Source organism: Pseudomonas sp. 22189 (genome assembly GCF_052045635.1).
Taxonomy (GTDB): Bacteria; Pseudomonadota; Gammaproteobacteria; order Pseudomonadales; family Pseudomonadaceae; genus Aquipseudomonas; species Aquipseudomonas parakoreensis.
On the sequence record NZ_JBQEPG010000007.1, the window covers coordinates 28,745 to 46,644 of the forward strand.

At 60.4% G+C, this 17,900-nt stretch carries 11 protein-coding genes; 5 read left to right on the forward strand and 6 right to left on the reverse strand.

The annotated features are described in order from the left end of the window. Positions 1-2 precede the first annotated feature (2 nt). The 4 genes from ACTJKS_RS09180 to ACTJKS_RS09195 form a co-directional block, all read right to left on the reverse strand. Positions 3-1,013: a class 1 fructose-bisphosphatase gene (locus ACTJKS_RS09180; RefSeq protein ID WP_007961744.1), complete on the reverse strand. Its 1,011-nt coding sequence runs from the start codon at positions 1,011-1,013 to the stop codon at positions 3-5. A gap of 340 nt (positions 1,014-1,353) precedes the next feature. Continuing rightward, positions 1,354-2,718, reverse strand: coding sequence for a DUF3999 domain-containing protein (locus ACTJKS_RS09185; protein ID WP_108181418.1), 1,365 nt, complete (start codon positions 2,716-2,718; stop codon positions 1,354-1,356). Next, positions 2,715-6,311, reverse strand: a complete 3,597-nt coding sequence (locus ACTJKS_RS09190) for a DUF2339 domain-containing protein (RefSeq protein WP_262947712.1) — start codon at positions 6,309-6,311, stop codon at positions 2,715-2,717. Before ACTJKS_RS09190 ends, ACTJKS_RS09185 begins: the two co-directional genes overlap by 4 nt. Before the next feature lie 168 nt (positions 6,312-6,479). After that, positions 6,480-8,930 carry a glycogen/starch/alpha-glucan phosphorylase gene (locus ACTJKS_RS09195; protein WP_108181416.1) on the reverse strand — a complete coding sequence of 817 codons (2,451 nt, stop codon included), beginning with the start codon at positions 8,928-8,930 and terminating at the stop codon, positions 6,480-6,482. 259 nt (positions 8,931-9,189) lie between these two features. On the opposite strand from ACTJKS_RS09195, the gene ACTJKS_RS09200 reads away from it, so the two are divergent. Further along, the gene (locus ACTJKS_RS09200) at positions 9,190-9,627 is read left to right on the forward strand and encodes a YkgJ family cysteine cluster protein (protein ID WP_007961740.1); all 438 of its coding nucleotides are present in this window, start codon (positions 9,190-9,192) and stop codon (positions 9,625-9,627) included. Between the two features lie 211 nt (positions 9,628-9,838). On the opposite strand, the gene typA is transcribed toward ACTJKS_RS09200, so the two are convergent. Both typA and thiI read right to left on the reverse strand, forming a co-directional pair. Then, entirely contained in the window at positions 9,839-11,659 is a 1,821-nt protein-coding gene (gene typA / locus ACTJKS_RS09205) for a translational GTPase TypA (RefSeq protein ID WP_007961739.1), read from the reverse strand. A 139-nt stretch (positions 11,660-11,798) separates the two neighbouring features. Then, on the reverse strand, positions 11,799-13,253 hold the full coding sequence (thiI, locus tag ACTJKS_RS09210; RefSeq protein WP_262947711.1) for a tRNA uracil 4-sulfurtransferase ThiI: 1,455 nt from the start codon (positions 13,251-13,253) through the stop codon (positions 11,799-11,801). 328 nt (positions 13,254-13,581) lie between these two features. On the opposite strand from thiI, the gene glnA reads away from it, so the two are divergent. From glnA to ACTJKS_RS09230, 4 genes are all read left to right on the forward strand, one after another. Next, positions 13,582-14,988, forward strand: coding sequence for a glutamate--ammonia ligase (gene glnA, locus ACTJKS_RS09215; protein ID WP_003220788.1), 1,407 nt, complete (start codon positions 13,582-13,584; stop codon positions 14,986-14,988). Between the two features lie 74 nt (positions 14,989-15,062). Next, entirely contained in the window at positions 15,063-16,460 is a 1,398-nt protein-coding gene (locus tag ACTJKS_RS09220; RefSeq protein ID WP_440828820.1) for a toxin-antitoxin system YwqK family antitoxin, read from the forward strand. Positions 16,461-16,561: 101 nt separating this feature from the next. Then, positions 16,562-17,074, forward strand: coding sequence for a DUF4124 domain-containing protein (locus ACTJKS_RS09225; RefSeq protein ID WP_108181415.1), 513 nt, complete (start codon positions 16,562-16,564; stop codon positions 17,072-17,074). Continuing rightward, positions 17,071-17,688: a DUF4124 domain-containing protein gene (locus ACTJKS_RS09230; protein WP_108181414.1), complete on the forward strand. Its 618-nt coding sequence runs from the start codon at positions 17,071-17,073 to the stop codon at positions 17,686-17,688. Before ACTJKS_RS09225 ends, ACTJKS_RS09230 begins: the two co-directional genes overlap by 4 nt. Positions 17,689-17,900: the final 212 nt, after the last annotated feature.

Genomic DNA, 17,900 nt, shown 5'->3' on the forward strand with positions numbered 1-17,900 from the left:
GCTTATTCCTTGTGGTAAGCCGTGGCGCGGGCGACTTCTTCTTTCGAGCCGAGGAACACCGCTACGCGCTGGTGCAGGCCTTCGGGCTGAATGTCGAGGATGCGCTGGTGACCGTCGGTGGACGCGCCGCCGGCCTGTTCCACCAGGAACGACATCGGGTTGGCTTCGTACATCAGACGCAGTTTGCCCGGCTTGGATGGCTCACGGCTGTCGCGTGGGTACATGAACAGACCACCACGGGTCAGGATGCGGTGCACGTCAGCCACCATCGCCGCGACCCAGCGCATGTTGTAGTTCTTCTTCAGCGGGCCTTCTTCGCCGGCCAGCAGTTCGCTGACGTAGCGTTGTACCGGGGCTTCCCAGTGGCGCTGGTTGGACATGTTGATCGCGAATTCCTGGGTGGTTTCAGGAATGGTGATGTCTTCGTGGGTCAGCACGAAGCTGCCCATTTCGCGGTCGAGGGTGAAGCCTTTGACGCCGTCGCCCAGGGTCAGTACCAGCATGGTCTGCGGGCCGTAGATCGCGTAACCGGCAGCAACCTGCTGGGTGCCTGGCTGCAGGAAGGCTTTTTCGTTCAGCGGCTCGTTCTGGCTCAGGTATTCGTTCGGGCAGCGCAGTACCGAGAAGATGGTGCCGACCGGGGCGTTGATGTCGATGTTCGACGAGCCGTCCAGTGGGTCGAATACCAGCAGGTAAGCGCCTTTCGGGTATTTGCCGGGGATCTGGTAGGCATTGTCCATTTCTTCGGACGCCATGCCGGCCAGGTGACCGCCCCATTCGTTGGCTTCGAGCAGGATCTCGTTCGACAGCACGTCGAGTTTCTTCTGCACTTCGCCTTGGACGTTTTCAGTGCCCATGCTGCCCAGAACACCGCCCAGGGCGCCTTTGGACACGGCGTGGCTGATCTCTTTGCAGGCACGCGCCACCACTTCGATCAGGAAGCGCAGATCGGCAGGAGTGTTATTGCTGCGGGTCTGCTCAATCAAATAGCGACTCAGGGTAACGCGGGACATGGACGGCTCCGGTGGAATGGGGGGCTAAAAACCCGCGCAGTTTACAGGGAGTCTGAAAACGTAGCGAGCGAAGACGCCCGGTAACGTGCGTTGGGGTGTATTTGCCTGTATGAGACGTGATTGTCGATGGAGAGTTCAGGTAGCGGATTTAGCGTAGTCCGGTTCGGGACGGGTGGTGGCTGGGTTGATAGCGACAGTTTGAGGATTTTTGTTGATTGATCGGCCGTCATCGCTGGCAAGCCAGCTCCCACAAGGACTTCGGCCGTTCACCTGTTTTGTGTACACCAAATTACCTGTGGGAGCTGGCTTGCCAGCGAATGGCGCACAGCGCCAGCCATTCTCAGGAACGGGTCGGTGGCTTGCGCAACAGACTCGCCGCCATCACCCCGAGGAATACCACACTCACCAGCAACACCGCCCACAAGCCGATTTTCTTCCAGTTGGTTTCGGCCACCGCCGCTGTAGTGGCCGGGGCGGTCGGCGTGGTGACCACGTCGCCCTGCACCGTCGCCTTGCCCAGCGTCGCGAGCTTCTGCGGTTTGAAATCCGGAATCAGCGTGCTCAGCGGCAGATTCGCGGTTTTCACCGTCGGATTGCCCAGCGCCAGGCTGTACGGTCCGTCACCGCGCGCGAGGAAAATCACCTGCGTCGCCCGCACCGCGTATTTCAGGCTCGGTGCCTGCTCACCCAGACCTCCGCCGCGCTCATCCACGCTCAGTTTCAATTGCTGCACGGTTTGCCCGTACAACTGCAATTCGTTCTGCACCACGTCCTGACCGTTCTGGGTCAGGCGATACAGCAAACCGTTGCTCAGGGGCTGCCACGGCAGGCTGCTTTCACGGCGGCCCGCGAGGGTGACCGGCGCCAGACTGTTCGGTTGTTTCAACTCGACCTGCACCCGCTCGACATTCAGCCCCATCGGCAACTGCCAGGTGTACTCGCCGGATTGGGTGCTGCTGCCGGCCAGCGCCTGCGACCAGACCAACGGCAGCGGCACGTTGCGTGGATCGCTGCTTTTCAATTGCACTGCAGTGAGGATGGGTGCCGAGGTGGACGCCTCCCACAGCAGACGCAGATAGCGCGCCGATTGCCCCGGCAGCGTCACCTCATGCTGTTCGATGCGCTCGTCGGAAAAAGTCAGGCGTGCCACCTGCCCCTCGCCCCACGCCTGCCAATGCTGCAAGTCATCACTGGCCTCGATGCTGAAACGCTGGAAGCCGTCGCGCTCGCTGGTCCAGTCGAGAATCAGTTGCTGCAGCGGCGCCTTGATCGCGCTGGCATCGAGCAGCCAGCCGCGCAGCACTTCCTCACCGGCCTCCAACTGAGTTGACGGCTGCACTTCCACCAGCGTGCCAGTGGTGGTCGATTGCACGCGTACGTTAGGCGCGCGCTCACTGGCGTCGGCGGCGTTGTACAGCGGGAACCACTTCACCTCATGCAACTGCCCGTCGTCGCGGGTCTGCGCCGATTCCCGGGCCAGGGCGTAGGCCTGCGGTTCGCCGGCGGCGTTGAACACGCGCAAATCACTGAGATCGGTCTGACGGGCCTGCAATTGCGCGCTCAGCGGCAGATCAAGGCGATACCACGGGCCGTTGCCGCTCACCGTCAGCGGCACCTGCGTGGCGAAGTCCGCCGGTTTTTCCTGCGCGCCGGCAGCCATCACTACGCCCAGCGCCAACCACCCCAGATTCAGCATGCGACTCAAGATGAAACTCCTTCGGTATCCGGCACGGGTTTGTCCGCCGCCGGCTCGGCTTCGACACGCTTAGGCGGCAGCGGCGCAAAGTAGCCCACCACCAGCAGCAACACGCCGACGCCGATAAACGAGACGATCCGGGCCAATCCGCCACGGTTGCTCAATTCGACAAAAATCAGTTTGGCCACCACCAGCGCAATCAGCGCCGCGCCGATCAGCCACACTTCGCGACGATGCCGCAGATGTCCGCCGATCATCAGACCCAGCGCCATCAGGGTCCAGACGATGGACAACCCGGCCTGCACCAGCATCGACTCAAGCAAAAGATCCAGCTCGAACGGGATCCCCGCCCAATGGTGCGCGGCGCGGGTCACCAGCGCGGTACAAAAGGCGAACAGCGAAACCCCGGCGACCAGTTGCGTGGCGTACTCGGCGTAATCCTTGCGCAGGGCAAACTGCGTCACCGCATGGCGCGACCACACGTACACCCCGAACAGGGCAAACAGCAGGCCCAATTCCAGCGGGTTGACCAGCGGTACGTACGGCAGCGGTTCGGCATTGCCGTCGCTGAAGCCGTTGGCCAGCCAGAACCACGCCAGCATCAGCACTGCCAACGGCGCAGCGGCATACAAACGATATTCGCGCGGGAATGCCGCCACCGGCCATGGCCAGTTGCGCGGAGCCGCCGCCAGCAACAGATACAGGCTCGGCAGGATCGCCCAGCCCAGCCAGCGCCAGGCGTTGTATTGCTCGGACAACAGCAGCAAGCCGTAGCGCAATTCCAGCGCCAGCACGCCGATCAGCAGCCAGCAACCCAGCACATGCGCCGTGCTCAAGGCCCGTGCTGGCAACATCGGCGCCAGACGCCGCAAGCTGAAGAAGTGCACGACGAACACCAGCACCCACGCCAGCCAGCCGACGTTCGCCGCCGGGTGATAACGCGAATGCCACGCCGCCAGCAGCACCAGCCCCGCCGCCGGAATCAGCAAGGTGCAGAGCAGGCCCAGCGCCGGCCATTTCAGGCGCAGCGACAACAGCGTCCACAGCGCCACACTCAGCGCGGCAACCAGCAGCAACAGCGTCGCCTGCAGATTCAACGGCGCGAAACGCAGCACTTCGCTGACCCACGCCAACGCCCACCAACCGGCGCCCCACACCAGCAGCACTTCGGACAGGCGTTGCAAACTCAGCGCATCGAACGCCGAGGCATGATTGCCCAGTTGCAGACGCCAGGCACCGACCAGCGCGGCCAGCCCCAGTACCAGCGGCGTCCAGAAACCGCCATGGGCCAACGGCCGCAGACCTTCGCTGGACAGCGGCCCGAGCAACTCGGGGCCGGCCAACAAGAACGCCGCGCCGCCGATCAACTGCAACAACAGACCGAAAACAAAACTCACGCGCTGCTTGAGGTACAGGCTCAGCCAGATGATCAGCAAGCCGCTCGCCGCCCACACCGCACTCGCGGTTTGCCACGGCAACACGAACAACACCGCCAGATTGATCAGCACCAGCCCCGCCAGCAACACCACCGACAAACCACGCAGCAGCCGCACATCGCCGCGCACCATCTCGTCGCGCGCCGCCAGCAACATGCCGCCGATCAACGCCAGACCGATCAGCGATGCGCTGAGCAACCCGCTCCACCCGGCGCTGAACACCGCCGCCGAATCCTCGCCTGCGCCTTGCAGCCGTAACAGGAACAACGCTCCACCCAGCAACTGCACGGCGAACGCGGTGAACAGGAACGTACGCGATTGCAGGCGCAGGCCGACAAACAAGGTCACCAATCCGGCCAAAGCCCAACTGATCGCTGTCGCCTGAACAAAGAAAAACAACGGCGCCAGCAAATACAGGAAGGTCAGGCCCAGCGCCGCCAGCACCGGCAAACCCTGGCGCTCCCACAGCGAAGCTTGCTCCGCCGAGGCTTTGCGCAATTGATAGAAACTGAACAGCAGCGCGAGGCCAAGCATCAACGCCCCCAACGGTGCGCCGTCGAGCAGACTGCTTTCGCCGACCCGCAACTGACTGAGGAACGCCAGCGCCGAACCCAGTTGCAGCAACAGGGCAAACGCTCGGGCGAACGGCCGCTGCTGACGCAGACCGAGCCAGAAAATCCCCGCGCCCTCCACTGCCCACGCTGCTGAGGTCCAGCGTGCATCGAGGCCTAGCGGGATCGCCAGACTGGCGAAAATCACCCCCAGCGCCAGACAGGTTTCACCCAACAACAAGGCGCGACCACCCATCAGTAACCGGGCCAGGCCCATGTAGATCACGCCCAGTGCGAGTGCACTGAACGCAGCGGCGAACTCCAGGTGCTGCACCAGCGCAAACTGCAGACCGAAGCCCACGAGCGGCGGGCCGAACAACATCGTGCCGTCGACGTAGTCGCCCTTGCGCGCCGACCAGTGCAGCAGCGCCTCGCGGTCGCCGTCTGCCGGTGCATCGGGCATGTCGAGCAACTTGCGCCGGGCAAACAGCAGGCCGATGGCCAGGTACATCAGGAAGAACAGAATCAGGAACGGTTCGGTGCTCCACAGCAACTCGGGCGCATACGAACGCTGCCCCCAGGCGAAACCGATGCCGAACGTGCCAACGAATCCGATCAGGTTCAGCAGGCGCCAGGCCTTGAACCAGGCGATGGCGAGAATGCCGGCATTGAGCAAGGCGAAATAGCTGAACAGCGCGACGTGGTTGCCGGCACCGGTCGAGGTCAGGATCGGCGCGGCGAAACCGCCCAATGCTGCAGCCGCTGCCAATCCCAGCGCATCCTGGGTGATGGCGAGAATGGCCGAAAATACTGTGACCGCCACCAGCAACCCCAGCGCGGCGGACGGATCGAGCAGCGGATGCAGACGCATCGCCGCAAACACCGTCAGGTACAGCACTGCGATCCCGGTGCCCTGCAGAATCAGCGCATAGCTGTTGTTGCGCCGACGCAACCACCAGCCCAGCGCCAGCAGGGCCAACGCCGCCGCCGCAACGCCGGCATAACGCAATTCGATCGGCACCACCATGCCTTCGGTGGCATAGCGCAGCAGGAACGCCAGACCGAAAAACAACAGCACCACGCCGACCCGCAACACCGTGTTGCCGCCGAACAGCCAGTTGCGCGCAGCGCTGATGCCGCGCTCGATCAGGTTCGGGCCACGGGGTTCGGCCGGTTGTGTGGGGACTGCAGGCTCGTCGATGACGGCGTCCAGACGCCAGACATCGGCCGGCAGCGGCTGGCTGGTTTCGCTGGCAACGGCAGAGATCGGTTCGAGTTCGGGCGGTAGTTCCCAGACCAGCTCAGGGGTGGCGGCGGATGCTTGTTCGGCAACGATGACGGGGTCGACGGCAGCGTCCGGAGTCGGCGCCATGCTCGGCGGCGTAGTGCGCACGCCAGCACCTTCAAGCAGAAACAGTCGCTGCTCGACAGCCTGCAAAGCGACTTTGGCCTCCTCCAGTTGACGCTGTTGTTCGGTGGCCTGCGAGCCAAGCCGGGCAAGGCGCAGCGTTTGCCCGATCGCCAGCCCGAGCAGCGCCCCCAATAGCGCGGCACTGAACGACTCATCGAGCAGCCAGCCGAGCAGCAGCCCGATCAACATGAACATCCATTGCATGGTCGATATCCCTAAGCGCAAAGGCCAATCCGCGAAGATTAGCGCAGCCTGATCCAAAAAGATCGCAGCCTTCGGCAGCTCCTACAGGGTTATGTGAACACCTGTGTAGGAGCTGCCGAAGGCTGCGATCTTTTCCGGCGCGCCGATTATATCGAGCCCAGCGAAAAGTTACTCCAGTGCCTTCCAGATATCCGTGGCGTACTCACGAATCGTCCGGTCAGAGGAAAACCAGCCCATCCGCGCCGTGTTGAGCACTGCCGAACGCCACCAGTTGTTGGCGTCGTGCCAGTGCGCATCGACGCGTTTCTGCGCTTCCCAGTAGGAATCGAAGTCGGCGCAGACCAGGAAGCGGTCGTAGTCCACCAGTGAATCGATCAGCCCGGTATAGCGCGATGTGTCATCCGGCGAGAACACGCCACTGCGGATCGCTTGCAGCACGTCGCTCAAACGATGCGACGCGGCGATGTCCGGCGCGGCGCTGAACTCGTGGTTCTGTTTGCGCGCTTCAACCTGCTGCGCACTGAGGCCGAAGATGAACATGTGCTCGGCGCCGATGCGCTCGCACATTTCCACGTTGGCACCGTCGAGGGTGCCGATGGTCAGCGCGCCGTTGAGACCGAACTTCATGTTACTAGTGCCCGACGCTTCGAAGCCGGCCGTGGAAATCTGCTCGGACAAATCCGCCGCCGGAATGATGCTCTCGGCGAGGCTGACGTTGTAGTTGGGCAGGAACACCACCTTCAGCAAACCACGCACGGTCGGGTCGTTGTTCACTACACGGGCGATGTCGTTGGTCAGCTTGATGATCAGTTTGGCCTGGTGATAACTCGCCGCTGCTTTACCGGCGAAGATTTTCACCCGAGGTACCCAGTCGACTTCCGGCTCGGCACGAATCGCCTGATACAGCGCCACCGTGTGCATCAGGTTGAGCAACTGGCGCTTGTATTCGTGGATCCGTTTGACCTGCACGTCGAACATCGCCGCCGGATTGACCGCGATCCCCAGCCGCTCGTGAATCAGGTAGGCCAGGGCCTTTTTGCTGTGCAGGCGCTGTTCGGCGAAGGCTTTGCGGAAGGCGGGTTGCTCGGCGAACGGTTCGAGGTCGAGCAAGCGCTCTTCCGGGTTATCCAGCACCTGCGGGCCGAGTGCATCGACCAGCATCGAGGTCAGTTCGGAGTTGGCCTGGAACAACCAGCGGCGGAAAGTGATGCCGTTGGTTTTGTTGTTGATCCGCTCCGGGTAGAGCTTGTGCAGTTCGGCGAACACGGTCTTGCGCATCAATTGCGTGTGCAGCCCGGAAACGCCGTTGACGCTGTGCGAACCGAGGAACGCGAGGTTGCCCATGCGCACCCGACGACCGTTGTCTTCTTCGATCAGCGACACCGCGCGCAGCACGTCGAAATCATGAATGCCCTTGGCGCGCAGCGAGTCGATGTGCTGCGCGTTGATCAGGTAAATGATCTGCATGTGCCGCGGCAGCATGCGCTCCATCAGGCCGACCGGCCAGGTCTCCAGCGCCTCGGGCAACAGCGTGTGGTTGGTGTACGACAAGGTATCGACGGTGACCTGCCACGCCGCATCCCAAGCCACGTCGTAGACGTCGACCAGTTGCCGCATCAGTTCAGCGACGGCAATCGAGGGGTGGGTGTCGTTGAGCTGAATCGCTGCGTGGTCGCCCAGGGTCAGCACCGAGGTGTGCATGTTGCGATGGCGACGCAGCAAATCCTGCAGCGAAGCCGCGACGAAGAAATATTCCTGACGCAGGCGCAGTTCCTGCCCCGCTTCGGTGCTGTCCGCCGGGTAAAGCACCCGGGAAATACTTTCGGCGCGGGCTACCTCAGCCACCGCGCCCAGGTGGTCACCGGCGTTGAAGCGCTCAAGGTGCAAGTCTTCCATGGCTCGGGCACGCCACAGGCGCAAGGTGTTGACGCTCGCCCCACGCCAGCCGACCACCGGCGTGTCGTAGGCAATCGCCCGTACGGTTTCTGCCGGCGACCAGACCTGTTTGGTCTTGCCACTGGCATCGGTGACGGTTTCGACGCTGCCGCCGAAGCCGATGGTGTACACCACTTCCGGACGCTCGAATTCCCACGGGTTGCCGAAATCCAGCCAGTGTTCGGTCTGTTCCTGCTGCCAGCCATCGACGATGGCCTGGCGGAACAACCCGTGTTCATAACGAATGCCGTAACCGTGCCCGGCAATGCCGAGGGTCGACATGCTTTCCATGAAGCACGCCGCCAGACGTCCGAGGCCGCCATTGCCGAGCGCCGCATCGGGTTCCAGCAGGCGAATGCGTTCCAGATCGACACCCAGTTCGGTCAGCGCTTCACGGGCGACGTCGAGCAGGCCGAGGTTGCTCAGGCTGTCGTAAAGCAAACGGCCGATGAGAAATTCCAGCGAGAGGTAATACACCCGCTTCTGGCCTTTGCGGTAGATCTGCCGGGTGTGGTCCATCCAGTGTTCGACCATGTGGTCGCGTGCCGCCAGGGCAATGGCTTCGAACCAGTCATGGTCAAAGGCGTGATCCGGGTCTTTGCCCACCGCATAGGTGAGCTTGGTCAGGACGGCATCGCGGAATGCGGCCACCTCTGCTTCGCGAACTAGTGGTTCTTGAGTCATCGATAGGACCTCGAGCGAGCGGGGAATTGTCTGAGCCTAGACGGTCTGACCGACGGTAGAGGCGCAGGTTCGGCAGTTTTTCCGAAGACGGTGAGATAGCCCGGCATTACCTTGGCGAGTGGGCTAATGAATGCAGGGGCCGTGCCGGACTGAACGGCATTTACACGGCGTTTGCAAAAATCTGGCGAAAGGTTGTTCAAAAATCCACCAGTCCCGGTATGATCGCGCGCCCTGATGCACACACGCCTGGTAACCCCCGATGATGAAGCCCAACCTGATTGCCGCCGCCGAGATCGACCGTCTCGATACGTGGGCCAAATATTCGGCCCCGATGTGCGGCTCTTGTGTCTCCAGCTGCTGCACCCTGCCGGTCGAGGTCAAGATCAAGGACCTGGTACGCATCGGCGTGGTCGACGAGTTCGAGCTGGGCGATCCGCCGAAGAACATCGCCAAGCGCCTGCAAAAGGAAGGGCTGGTCGAGCGCTTCAACCAGAAATCGGGGATCTTCACCCTGCAGCGCATGAGCAACAACGATTGCTACTACCTGGATCGTAAAAGCCGCCTGTGCACCATTTATGACAAGCGCCCGGACACCTGCCGCAACCACCCGAAAATCGGCCCGCGGCCAGGGTATTGCGCGTACAAGCCGAAAGAAGTCGAGCGGGTGCAGAATTCGCGGTCGATCGAGAAGTTCTGACCTTTCCTGAAATTTTCGGCGCCTGTCCGGCCGCCATCGCTGGCAAGCCAGCTCCCACATTGATTGTTGTCGTACACAAGATTCATGTGNCAAAACCCTGTGGGAGCTGGCTTGCCAGCGATGAGGCCAGCACAAACACCGCACAAATCCCAGACAAACAAAAACGCCCCCGGTCTCGCGACCGGGGGCGTTTTTTCAAGCTCGGGCTGAATTACGCCTTGGCTTTCTTGGCAGCGCGGGTACGCTCGCTTTCGTCCAGGATCTTCTTGCGAAGACGGATGGACTTAGGAGTGACTTCGCACAGCTCGTCTTCCTGGATGTATTCCAGAGCCTGTTCCAGAGTGAAGCGAACAGGTGGTACCAGAGCGATGGTTTCGTCTTTACCCGAAGCACGCATGTTGTCGAGCTTCTTGCCTTTGGTAGGGTTCACACCCAGGTCGTTGTCGCGGCTGTTCTGACCAACGATTTGACCGTTGTAGATCTCCTGGCCGTGTTCTACGAACAGCTTGCCACGAGCCTGCAGGGTTTCCAGCGAGTAGGTCAGTGCCTTGCCGGTTTCAACCGAAACCAGTACGCCGTTCTGACGGCCGGACATGTGGCCCGACTTCACTGGCGCGTAACGGTCGAAGATCGAGGTCAGGATGCCAGCACCGTTGGTCAGGGTCAGGAACTGGTTACGGAAACCGATCAGACCGCGAGCAGGGATGTTGTATTCCAGACGAACACGGCCCTTGCCATCCGGCACCATGTTGCTCAGGTCGCCTTTACGCAGACCCATCTCTTCCATGACCTTGCCCTGGGATTCTTCAGGGATGTCGATGGTGACGTTTTCGAACGGTTCCTGCTTCACGCCGTCAACTTCACGGATGATCACTTCAGGACGGCCCAGGGCCAGCTCGAAGCCTTCGCGACGCATGGTTTCGATCAGTACCGAGAGGTGCAGCTCACCACGGCCGGAAACCTTGAACTTGTCAGCCGAGTCGCCTTCTTCAACGCGCAGTGCAACGTTGTACAGCAGCTCTTTGTCCAAACGATCCTTGATGTTACGGGAGGTCACGAACTTGCCTTCTTTACCGCAGAATGGCGAGTCGTTTACCTGGAAGGTCATGGAAACGGTTGGCTCGTCAACGGTCAGCGGCTTCATCGCCTCGACGGTGTTGATGTCGCACAGGGTGTCGGAGATGAACAGCTCGTCGAAGCCGCTGATGCAGACGATGTCGCCGGCTGCTGCTTCTTCAACGTCAATGCGGTGCAGACCGTGGTGACCCATCAGCTTCAGGATACGACCGTTGCGGCGCTTGCCGTCGGCGCTGATTGCGACAACCGGGGTGTTCGGCTTGACGCGACCACGAGCGATACGGCCAACACCGATAACACCCAGGAAGCTGTTGTAGTCCAGAGCGGAGATCTGCATCTGGAACGGACCGTCACGGTCAACGGCCGGAGGCGGAACGTGGTCGACCACTGCCTGGTACAGCGCAGTCATGTCTTCGCCCATGGCGGTGTGGTCCAGACCGGCGATGCCGTTCAGGGCCGAAGCGTAAACAACCTGGAAGTCCAGTTGTTCTTCGGTCGCACCGAGGTTGTCGAACAGGTCGAAGATCTGGTCCAGAACCCAGTCCGGACGCGCGCCTGGGCGGTCAACCTTGTTGATCACCACGATTGGACGCAGGCCGGCTTCGAACGCCTTCTTGGTCACGAAACGGGTTTGCGGCATAGGGCCGTCTTGAGCGTCAACCAGCAGCAGAACGGAGTCAACCATCGACATTACGCGCTCTACTTCGCCGCCGAAGTCGGCGTGGCCCGGGGTGTCCACGATGTTGATGTGGTAGCCGTTCCAGTTGATGGCGGTGTTTTTCGCCAGAATGGTAATACCGCGCTCTTTTTCCTGGTCGTTGGAGTCCATCACGCGCTCGTCGTTGAGCTCGTTGCGCTCCAGGGTGCCGGATTGACGCAGGAGTTTGTCTACCAGGGTGGTCTTACCATGGTCAACGTGGGCAATGATGGCGATGTTACGTAGATTTTCGATCACTTGTGTATCTCGATCAGAGGATTCGGTTTGCTGACAAGTCTTGGCAGCGATTAACAGTAGTGTCCGGCATGGCCGTTACAGCTTGACGGCGGTGTCGGGGGGCCGGTGACGCAGGCCACAGGCAAACAGCCCCGGGCACTTAGCTCGGTCGATAAACGCGCACATTGGCATGCCCCTCACTGAGCAAATGGTGAGCATGCAGGCGACTCATCACGCCTTTGTCGCAATACAGCAGGTACTGGCGAGTCGGATCCAGCTCCTTGAAACGAGCGTTCACTGCGTAGAACGGCATCGTCTGTACTTCTATGCCGGTGAGTTCCAGCGGGTCATCCTCGGCCGCATCCGGATGACGGATGTCGATGACGATCTGACCGGCCAGCGCTTCGCCGACTTCTTCGATCTGCAAGTCCTGGCCCAATTCGTCGATCACTCGATCGATCGGCACCAGTTTGGCGTTTTCGAGCGCACGCTCGAGAACCGCCATGTCGAATTCTTTCTCTTCGTGCTCAACACGATGGCGCTTGGCGGCGGTCTTCGGATTGACCGAGATGACCCCGCAGTACTCCGGCATGTGCCGGGCGAAATCGGCGGTGCCGATCTCGTTGGCCGTGTCGATGATGTCCTGCTTGTGCGCGACGATCAGCGGGCGCAGGACCAGTTTGTCGGTCACGCAGTCGATCACCGACAGGTTCGGCAGCGTCTGGCTCGATACCTGGGAAATCGCTTCGCCGGTGACCAGCGCGTCGATGTGCAGCCGGTCGGCAATGGCCGACGATGCGCGCAACATCATACGCTTCAATACGACGCCCATATGACTGTTATCGACTTTGCCGAGAATTTCGCCCAACACTTCTTCGAACGGAACACTGACAAATAGCACGCGTTGCGAGCTGCCGTACTTCTTCCAGATGAAATGCGCGACTTCCATCACGCCCAATTCGTGGGCACGTCCGCCCAGATTGAAGAAGCAGAAATGCGCCATCAGGCCGCGGCGCATGATCTGGTACGCGGCAACCGTCGAGTCAAAGCCGCCGGACATCAGTACCAGCGTCTGCTCCAGGGCGCCGAGCGGGTAACCGCCGATGCCGTTGTGCTGGCTGTGGATGACAAACAACCGTTGGTCGCGAACTTCGATGCGAACTTCGATTTCCGGGTCTTTGAGGTCGATTCCGGCGGCACCGCACTCACGACGCAGCTTGCTGCCGACGTATTTTTCGACGTCCATCGAGCTGAACGGATGCTTGCCTGCACGTTTGCAGCGCACCGAGAAAATCTTCCCGGCCAGCACATCGCCGTAGTGTTGTTTGCACTTCTCGGTGATGTCGTCGAAGTCGCCCAGCGGGTATTCGTCGATCTGCAGAAAGTGCGCGACACCGGGAGTACAAGTGAGGCGCTCGCCCATCTCTTTCAAGGCTTTGGGGTCAGTAACGCGGGTTTCCAGCTCGAGATTGTCCCACACACCGTTCACCACCACGGCCGGGTCCAGATCGCGGAGCACGGCGCGGATGTTCTTGGCCAGCTGGCGGATGAAACGCATCCGGACAGGGCGGCTTTTGATGGTGATCTCGGGGAAGACTTTTACGATTAGTTTCATGAAAACAGCGCGCGCAGGGCCAGCCGAAAAAGGGGGGCGCGGATTATAGCGGAAATTGCTCAAGGTTTAACCAGTTAATATGCAGAAGGTTTCACTTGCACCAAAACGGGTCATTTCTGATTTGAAGCGCTACATTAAGGGGCGATAATTTCGCCTTTATGGCGCTTTCTTGCTTTGAAAGCGTGAAATTGGGGCAAAAAACCCATGCTGGGGCACTGGCATGCAATTTGCTCCCTTGTGAGGCAGGTTGCCTTGGCAGAGTATCTGCGCCGGCATCACCCAAATTAAGGGCATCCACTACCAAGCCCTAAGCCACCCGGAGGACACTATGTCGAAGTCGGTTCAACTCATCAAAGATCATGACGTCAAGTGGATTGATCTGCGCTTCACGGACACCAAAGGCACTCAGCACCACGTGACCATGCCGGCTCGCGATGCGCTGGAAGACGACTTCTTCGAAGTCGGCAAGATGTTCGACGGTTCCTCCATCGCTGGCTGGAAAGGCATCGAAGCCTCCGACATGATCCTGCTGCCGGACGACGATACTGCCGTACTCGACCCGTTCACCGAAGACGCGACCCTGATCCTGGTTTGCGACATCATCGAACCTTCGACCATGCAAGGTTACGATCGCGACCCGCGCGCCATCGCGCACCGCGCCGAGGAATACCTGAAGACCACCGGTATCGGTGACACCGTCTTCGCCGGTCCAGAACCAGAATTCTTCATCTTCGACGAAGTGAAGTTCAAGTCCGACATCTCCGGCTCGATGTTCAAAATCTACTCCGAGCAAGGTTCGTGGATGTCCGACCAGGACATCGAAGGCGGCAACAAAGGCCACCGTCCTGGTATCAAAGGCGGCTATTTCCCGGTTCCGCCGTTCGACCACGACCACGAAATCCGCACTGCCATGTGCAACGCACTGGAAGAGATGGGCCAGACCGTTGAAGTTCACCACCACGAAGTGGCGACTGCCGGTCAGAACGAAATCGGTGTCAAGTTCAACACCCTGGTGAAAAAAGCTGACGAAGTTCAGACCCTGAAATACGTTGTCCACAACGTTGCCGACGCTTACGGCCGCACTGCGACCTTCATGCCGAAGCCACTGTACGGCGACAACGGCTCGGGCATGCACGTACACATGTCCATCGCCAAAGACGGCAAGAACACCTTCGCTGGCGAAGGTTATGCCGGCCTGTCCGAAACCGCCCTGTACTTCATCGGCGGTATCATCAAACACGGTAAGGCCCTGAACGGCTTCACCAACCCGGCCACCAACTCCTACAAGCGTCTGGTGCCAGGTTTCGAAGCGCCAGTAATGCTGGCCTACTCGGCTCGCAACCGTTCCGCCTCGATCCGTATTCCTTACGTCAACAGCCCACGCGGCCGTCGTATCGAAGCTCGCTTCCCGGATCCGGCTGCCAACCCGTACCTGGCTTTCGCAGCACTGCTGATGGCCGGTCTGGACGGCATCCAGAACAAGATCCACCCAGGCGATGCCGCTGACAAAAACCTGTATGACCTGCCGCCTGAAGAGGCGAAAGAGATCCCACAAGTTTGCGGCAGCCTGAAAGAAGCCCTGGAAGAGCTGGACAAGGGCCGTGCGTTCCTGACCAAGGGCGGCGTATTCTCCGACGACTTCATCGACGCTTACATCGCGCTGAAATCCGAAGAAGAAATCAAGGTCCGTACCTTCGTACACCCACTGGAATATGAGCTGTACTACAGCTGCTGATCCGGTAGCGCCGCGCTGCGCGGCGTGACAGAAAGAGGCCTCCTTCGGGAGGCCTTTTTTGTGCGCGCTCATCCATGGATAATCCGCCGCTTCTGCGCCACAACTGGCGTCTCGACGAAGGGATTCGCATGAAGTGGTTATGGGCTCTGGCCCTGATGGCCGGCCTTACCAGCCAGGCTGTTAACGCAGCCGAGTTTTATGAAAACAAAACGCTGGCTCATCCGCTGATCCAGAGTTTGCAGGAAAGCTCGGCGACACTGGCGTTTATCAAAGAAGCTGGCGGTGTCAAAGGTTATTACTGCGTGTGCGACGCGCCTGAGGCGAGCCCGCAATTACTGGATGACTACGGTCAGGCGACCATCGAATCGGTTTTTCTCATGTCACTCGACAGCGAGGATCCGACGCGCTTCGTGCTGTTCCGACAGAACGATCGCTACAAGATCTACGCCTACAAATACGATGCCAACGATCACCTCTACAGCCGTACCACGCGCCTGCAATCGGCGCTGGATCGCATCACCCAAGGCCAGAAACACCTCGATGCCCTGACCATCAAAAAGGCCTTGAGCCGAATTACCCCGCTCAACTACCGCCTCGACTATGAGGCGTCCGGCGTGCCGGAGTTCGACCAGATCGATTTCAGCCAAGGGAAACTGGTGGGCTATTACGGCCAGTACTACGACCCACTGCCGGATCCGACGCCAGATGCCGAACCGTACTTTTTCAAGAAGACCTATCAGGAAAAAGACGGACGCTTTCTTACTGTGACCTTCTGGCGCTGGCTCGACGCTACGCTCATCGAGGGTAACCGCACGCTTTACAACTATCGGGTCAGACGTATCGCCTGGGAAACCGACCCGGCGAAATTCACCGGCAGTGAGGATGGCCAGTCGGTGTCCTATGACTCCGGATCTATCTCAGCCCAAGGTGCTTACAAGCAGGGCGTGCGTATCGGTGCGTGGTCCTTTTCCAAAGACGAGAAATATTCGGAGTCAGGTCCTTTCGCAGAGGGTAAACGGGAGGGGCAATGGACCATTTATCAGGACGGGCAAACGCTGGACGGCGAGTACCACAATGATTTGCGCGAGGGCCGCTGGCAACTTTCCAACTACGACGAGATGGAATGGGTCGCCAGCGGATTCCAGACCTATGCCCACGGCCAACTCAACGGCCCGAGCGAACTGACCACTGCCGGCGTCACCGAGCGCGGCCGTTATGTCGACGACCTGCGCCAGGGTCCATGGGAAACCAAGGCAGGAAACGGCAACTACACGGATAACTTGCAAAGCGGCCCATGGACACTCAAGGCCGACAACGGCCACACCCAGACCGTGAACTTCGTCGCAGGCAAAAAGGACGGTGAGTTGCGCGAAACCGATGCCAACGGCAATTTGACCTACATCGAGCATTACAAGGCTGGCGTCCTGTCCGGTTTTCGCGAAAGCGCGCTGGACTCGGGCGCTTCACAATAAAGTCCTCGGGCGGGTTGTGTGAGCGGATGTTGTCCCGATTGGGCTTACCGTCGCCCGTGGCCTATGCTGCATGCCAATCTCATTGTTGATCGGTCGAGTCCATGGGTCGTGGTTTTCAATTCCTATTGCTGCTGATCGCCCTGCCCGCCGCCGCGCAGATCTACAAGTACACCGATGCCAATGGCAACACGGTTTACAGCGATCACTCGCCGGACGGTGTTCAGGCGCAGCCGGTCGAGTTGCCGCCACTCAACCGCGTCGAGCCACAGGCACCGAGCGCGCCAGCACCTTCAAGCACCGACACACGTCCCGCGGCACGCAGTACCTACGAGGTGCTGGAGCTGACCGGCCTGCCCAGCGAAGAAGCGCTGCGCGCCAACAACGGCACCTTCACTGTCAATGTGCTGATCAAGCCGCGCCTGCAGGCGCCGCACCAATTAAGGCTGGTGCTGGACGACGCGCCTTACGGCCAGCCGAGCAACGTGCCCATCCTGCAACTGGTGAATGTTGATCGTGGCGAGCATCATCTCGCGGTGCAGGTGATCGACGGCGAAGCGATCATCCAGCAGAGCCCGGCGGTGGTGTTCACCGTGCAGCGGGTGCACAAGCCATGAGGATTTTCTGGCTGATCCTATGCCTGTGCGCCCAGTCCGTGCACGCCGAGGTCTTCACCTATATCGACGCGCAGGGCAATCGCGTCTACACCGACCAGCCACGCGGCAACGCCAAGCGCGTACCTGTCGCGACCAGTAATCGCATGTCGGCCAACCCCACGGCTGCAGTTCCGATCAGCACTGCGAAAAAGGTCGCGGAACAACCGCTGTTCCACTACGACATGCTGCGCATCCTGATCCCCGAGCCGGACGCGACCCTTCGCAGCAGCGCCGGCGAGGTGATCGTCAGCGTCACCAGCGAACCGGGCCTGCAGCAGGGTCACCGCTATCGCCTGCTGCTGGACGGACAAGCCACTGGCGAGCCGGGCCTGAGTCCTGTTTTCCCGCTGAGCAACATTGATCGCGGCAGCCATAACCTGTCAGTGGAAATCCTCGATGAGCAGGGCCGCACCGTCGAACGCACCGCCAACCAGCCGTTCCACATGCTGCGCATCTCGCTGGCACAGAAACGCCAGGTCAAACCCTGCGTCAGCGAAGACTACGGCGTACGCCCGGAATGCCCGCTGAAAGACAAACCGGTCGAAGAAAAAAACCCCTTCCTGCGTTTCTTCTAACGCCGTTCAGCTTTGCGCACTATATTGGTGCATGAGGCTGCACCGTACCCATATTCCATCCCATTTTGGTTCGAAACTTCCCGCTCGCGTGCATTGAGCGCCACGCAAACGAGCGTCAAACGCCTGTTTCAGGGGTTGAACGCTTCTTTTCGGAGCCTTGGTTTGGTTTTTGCATTTTCCGTTTTACGACGCCTGCTTCTTGCGCACGCTCC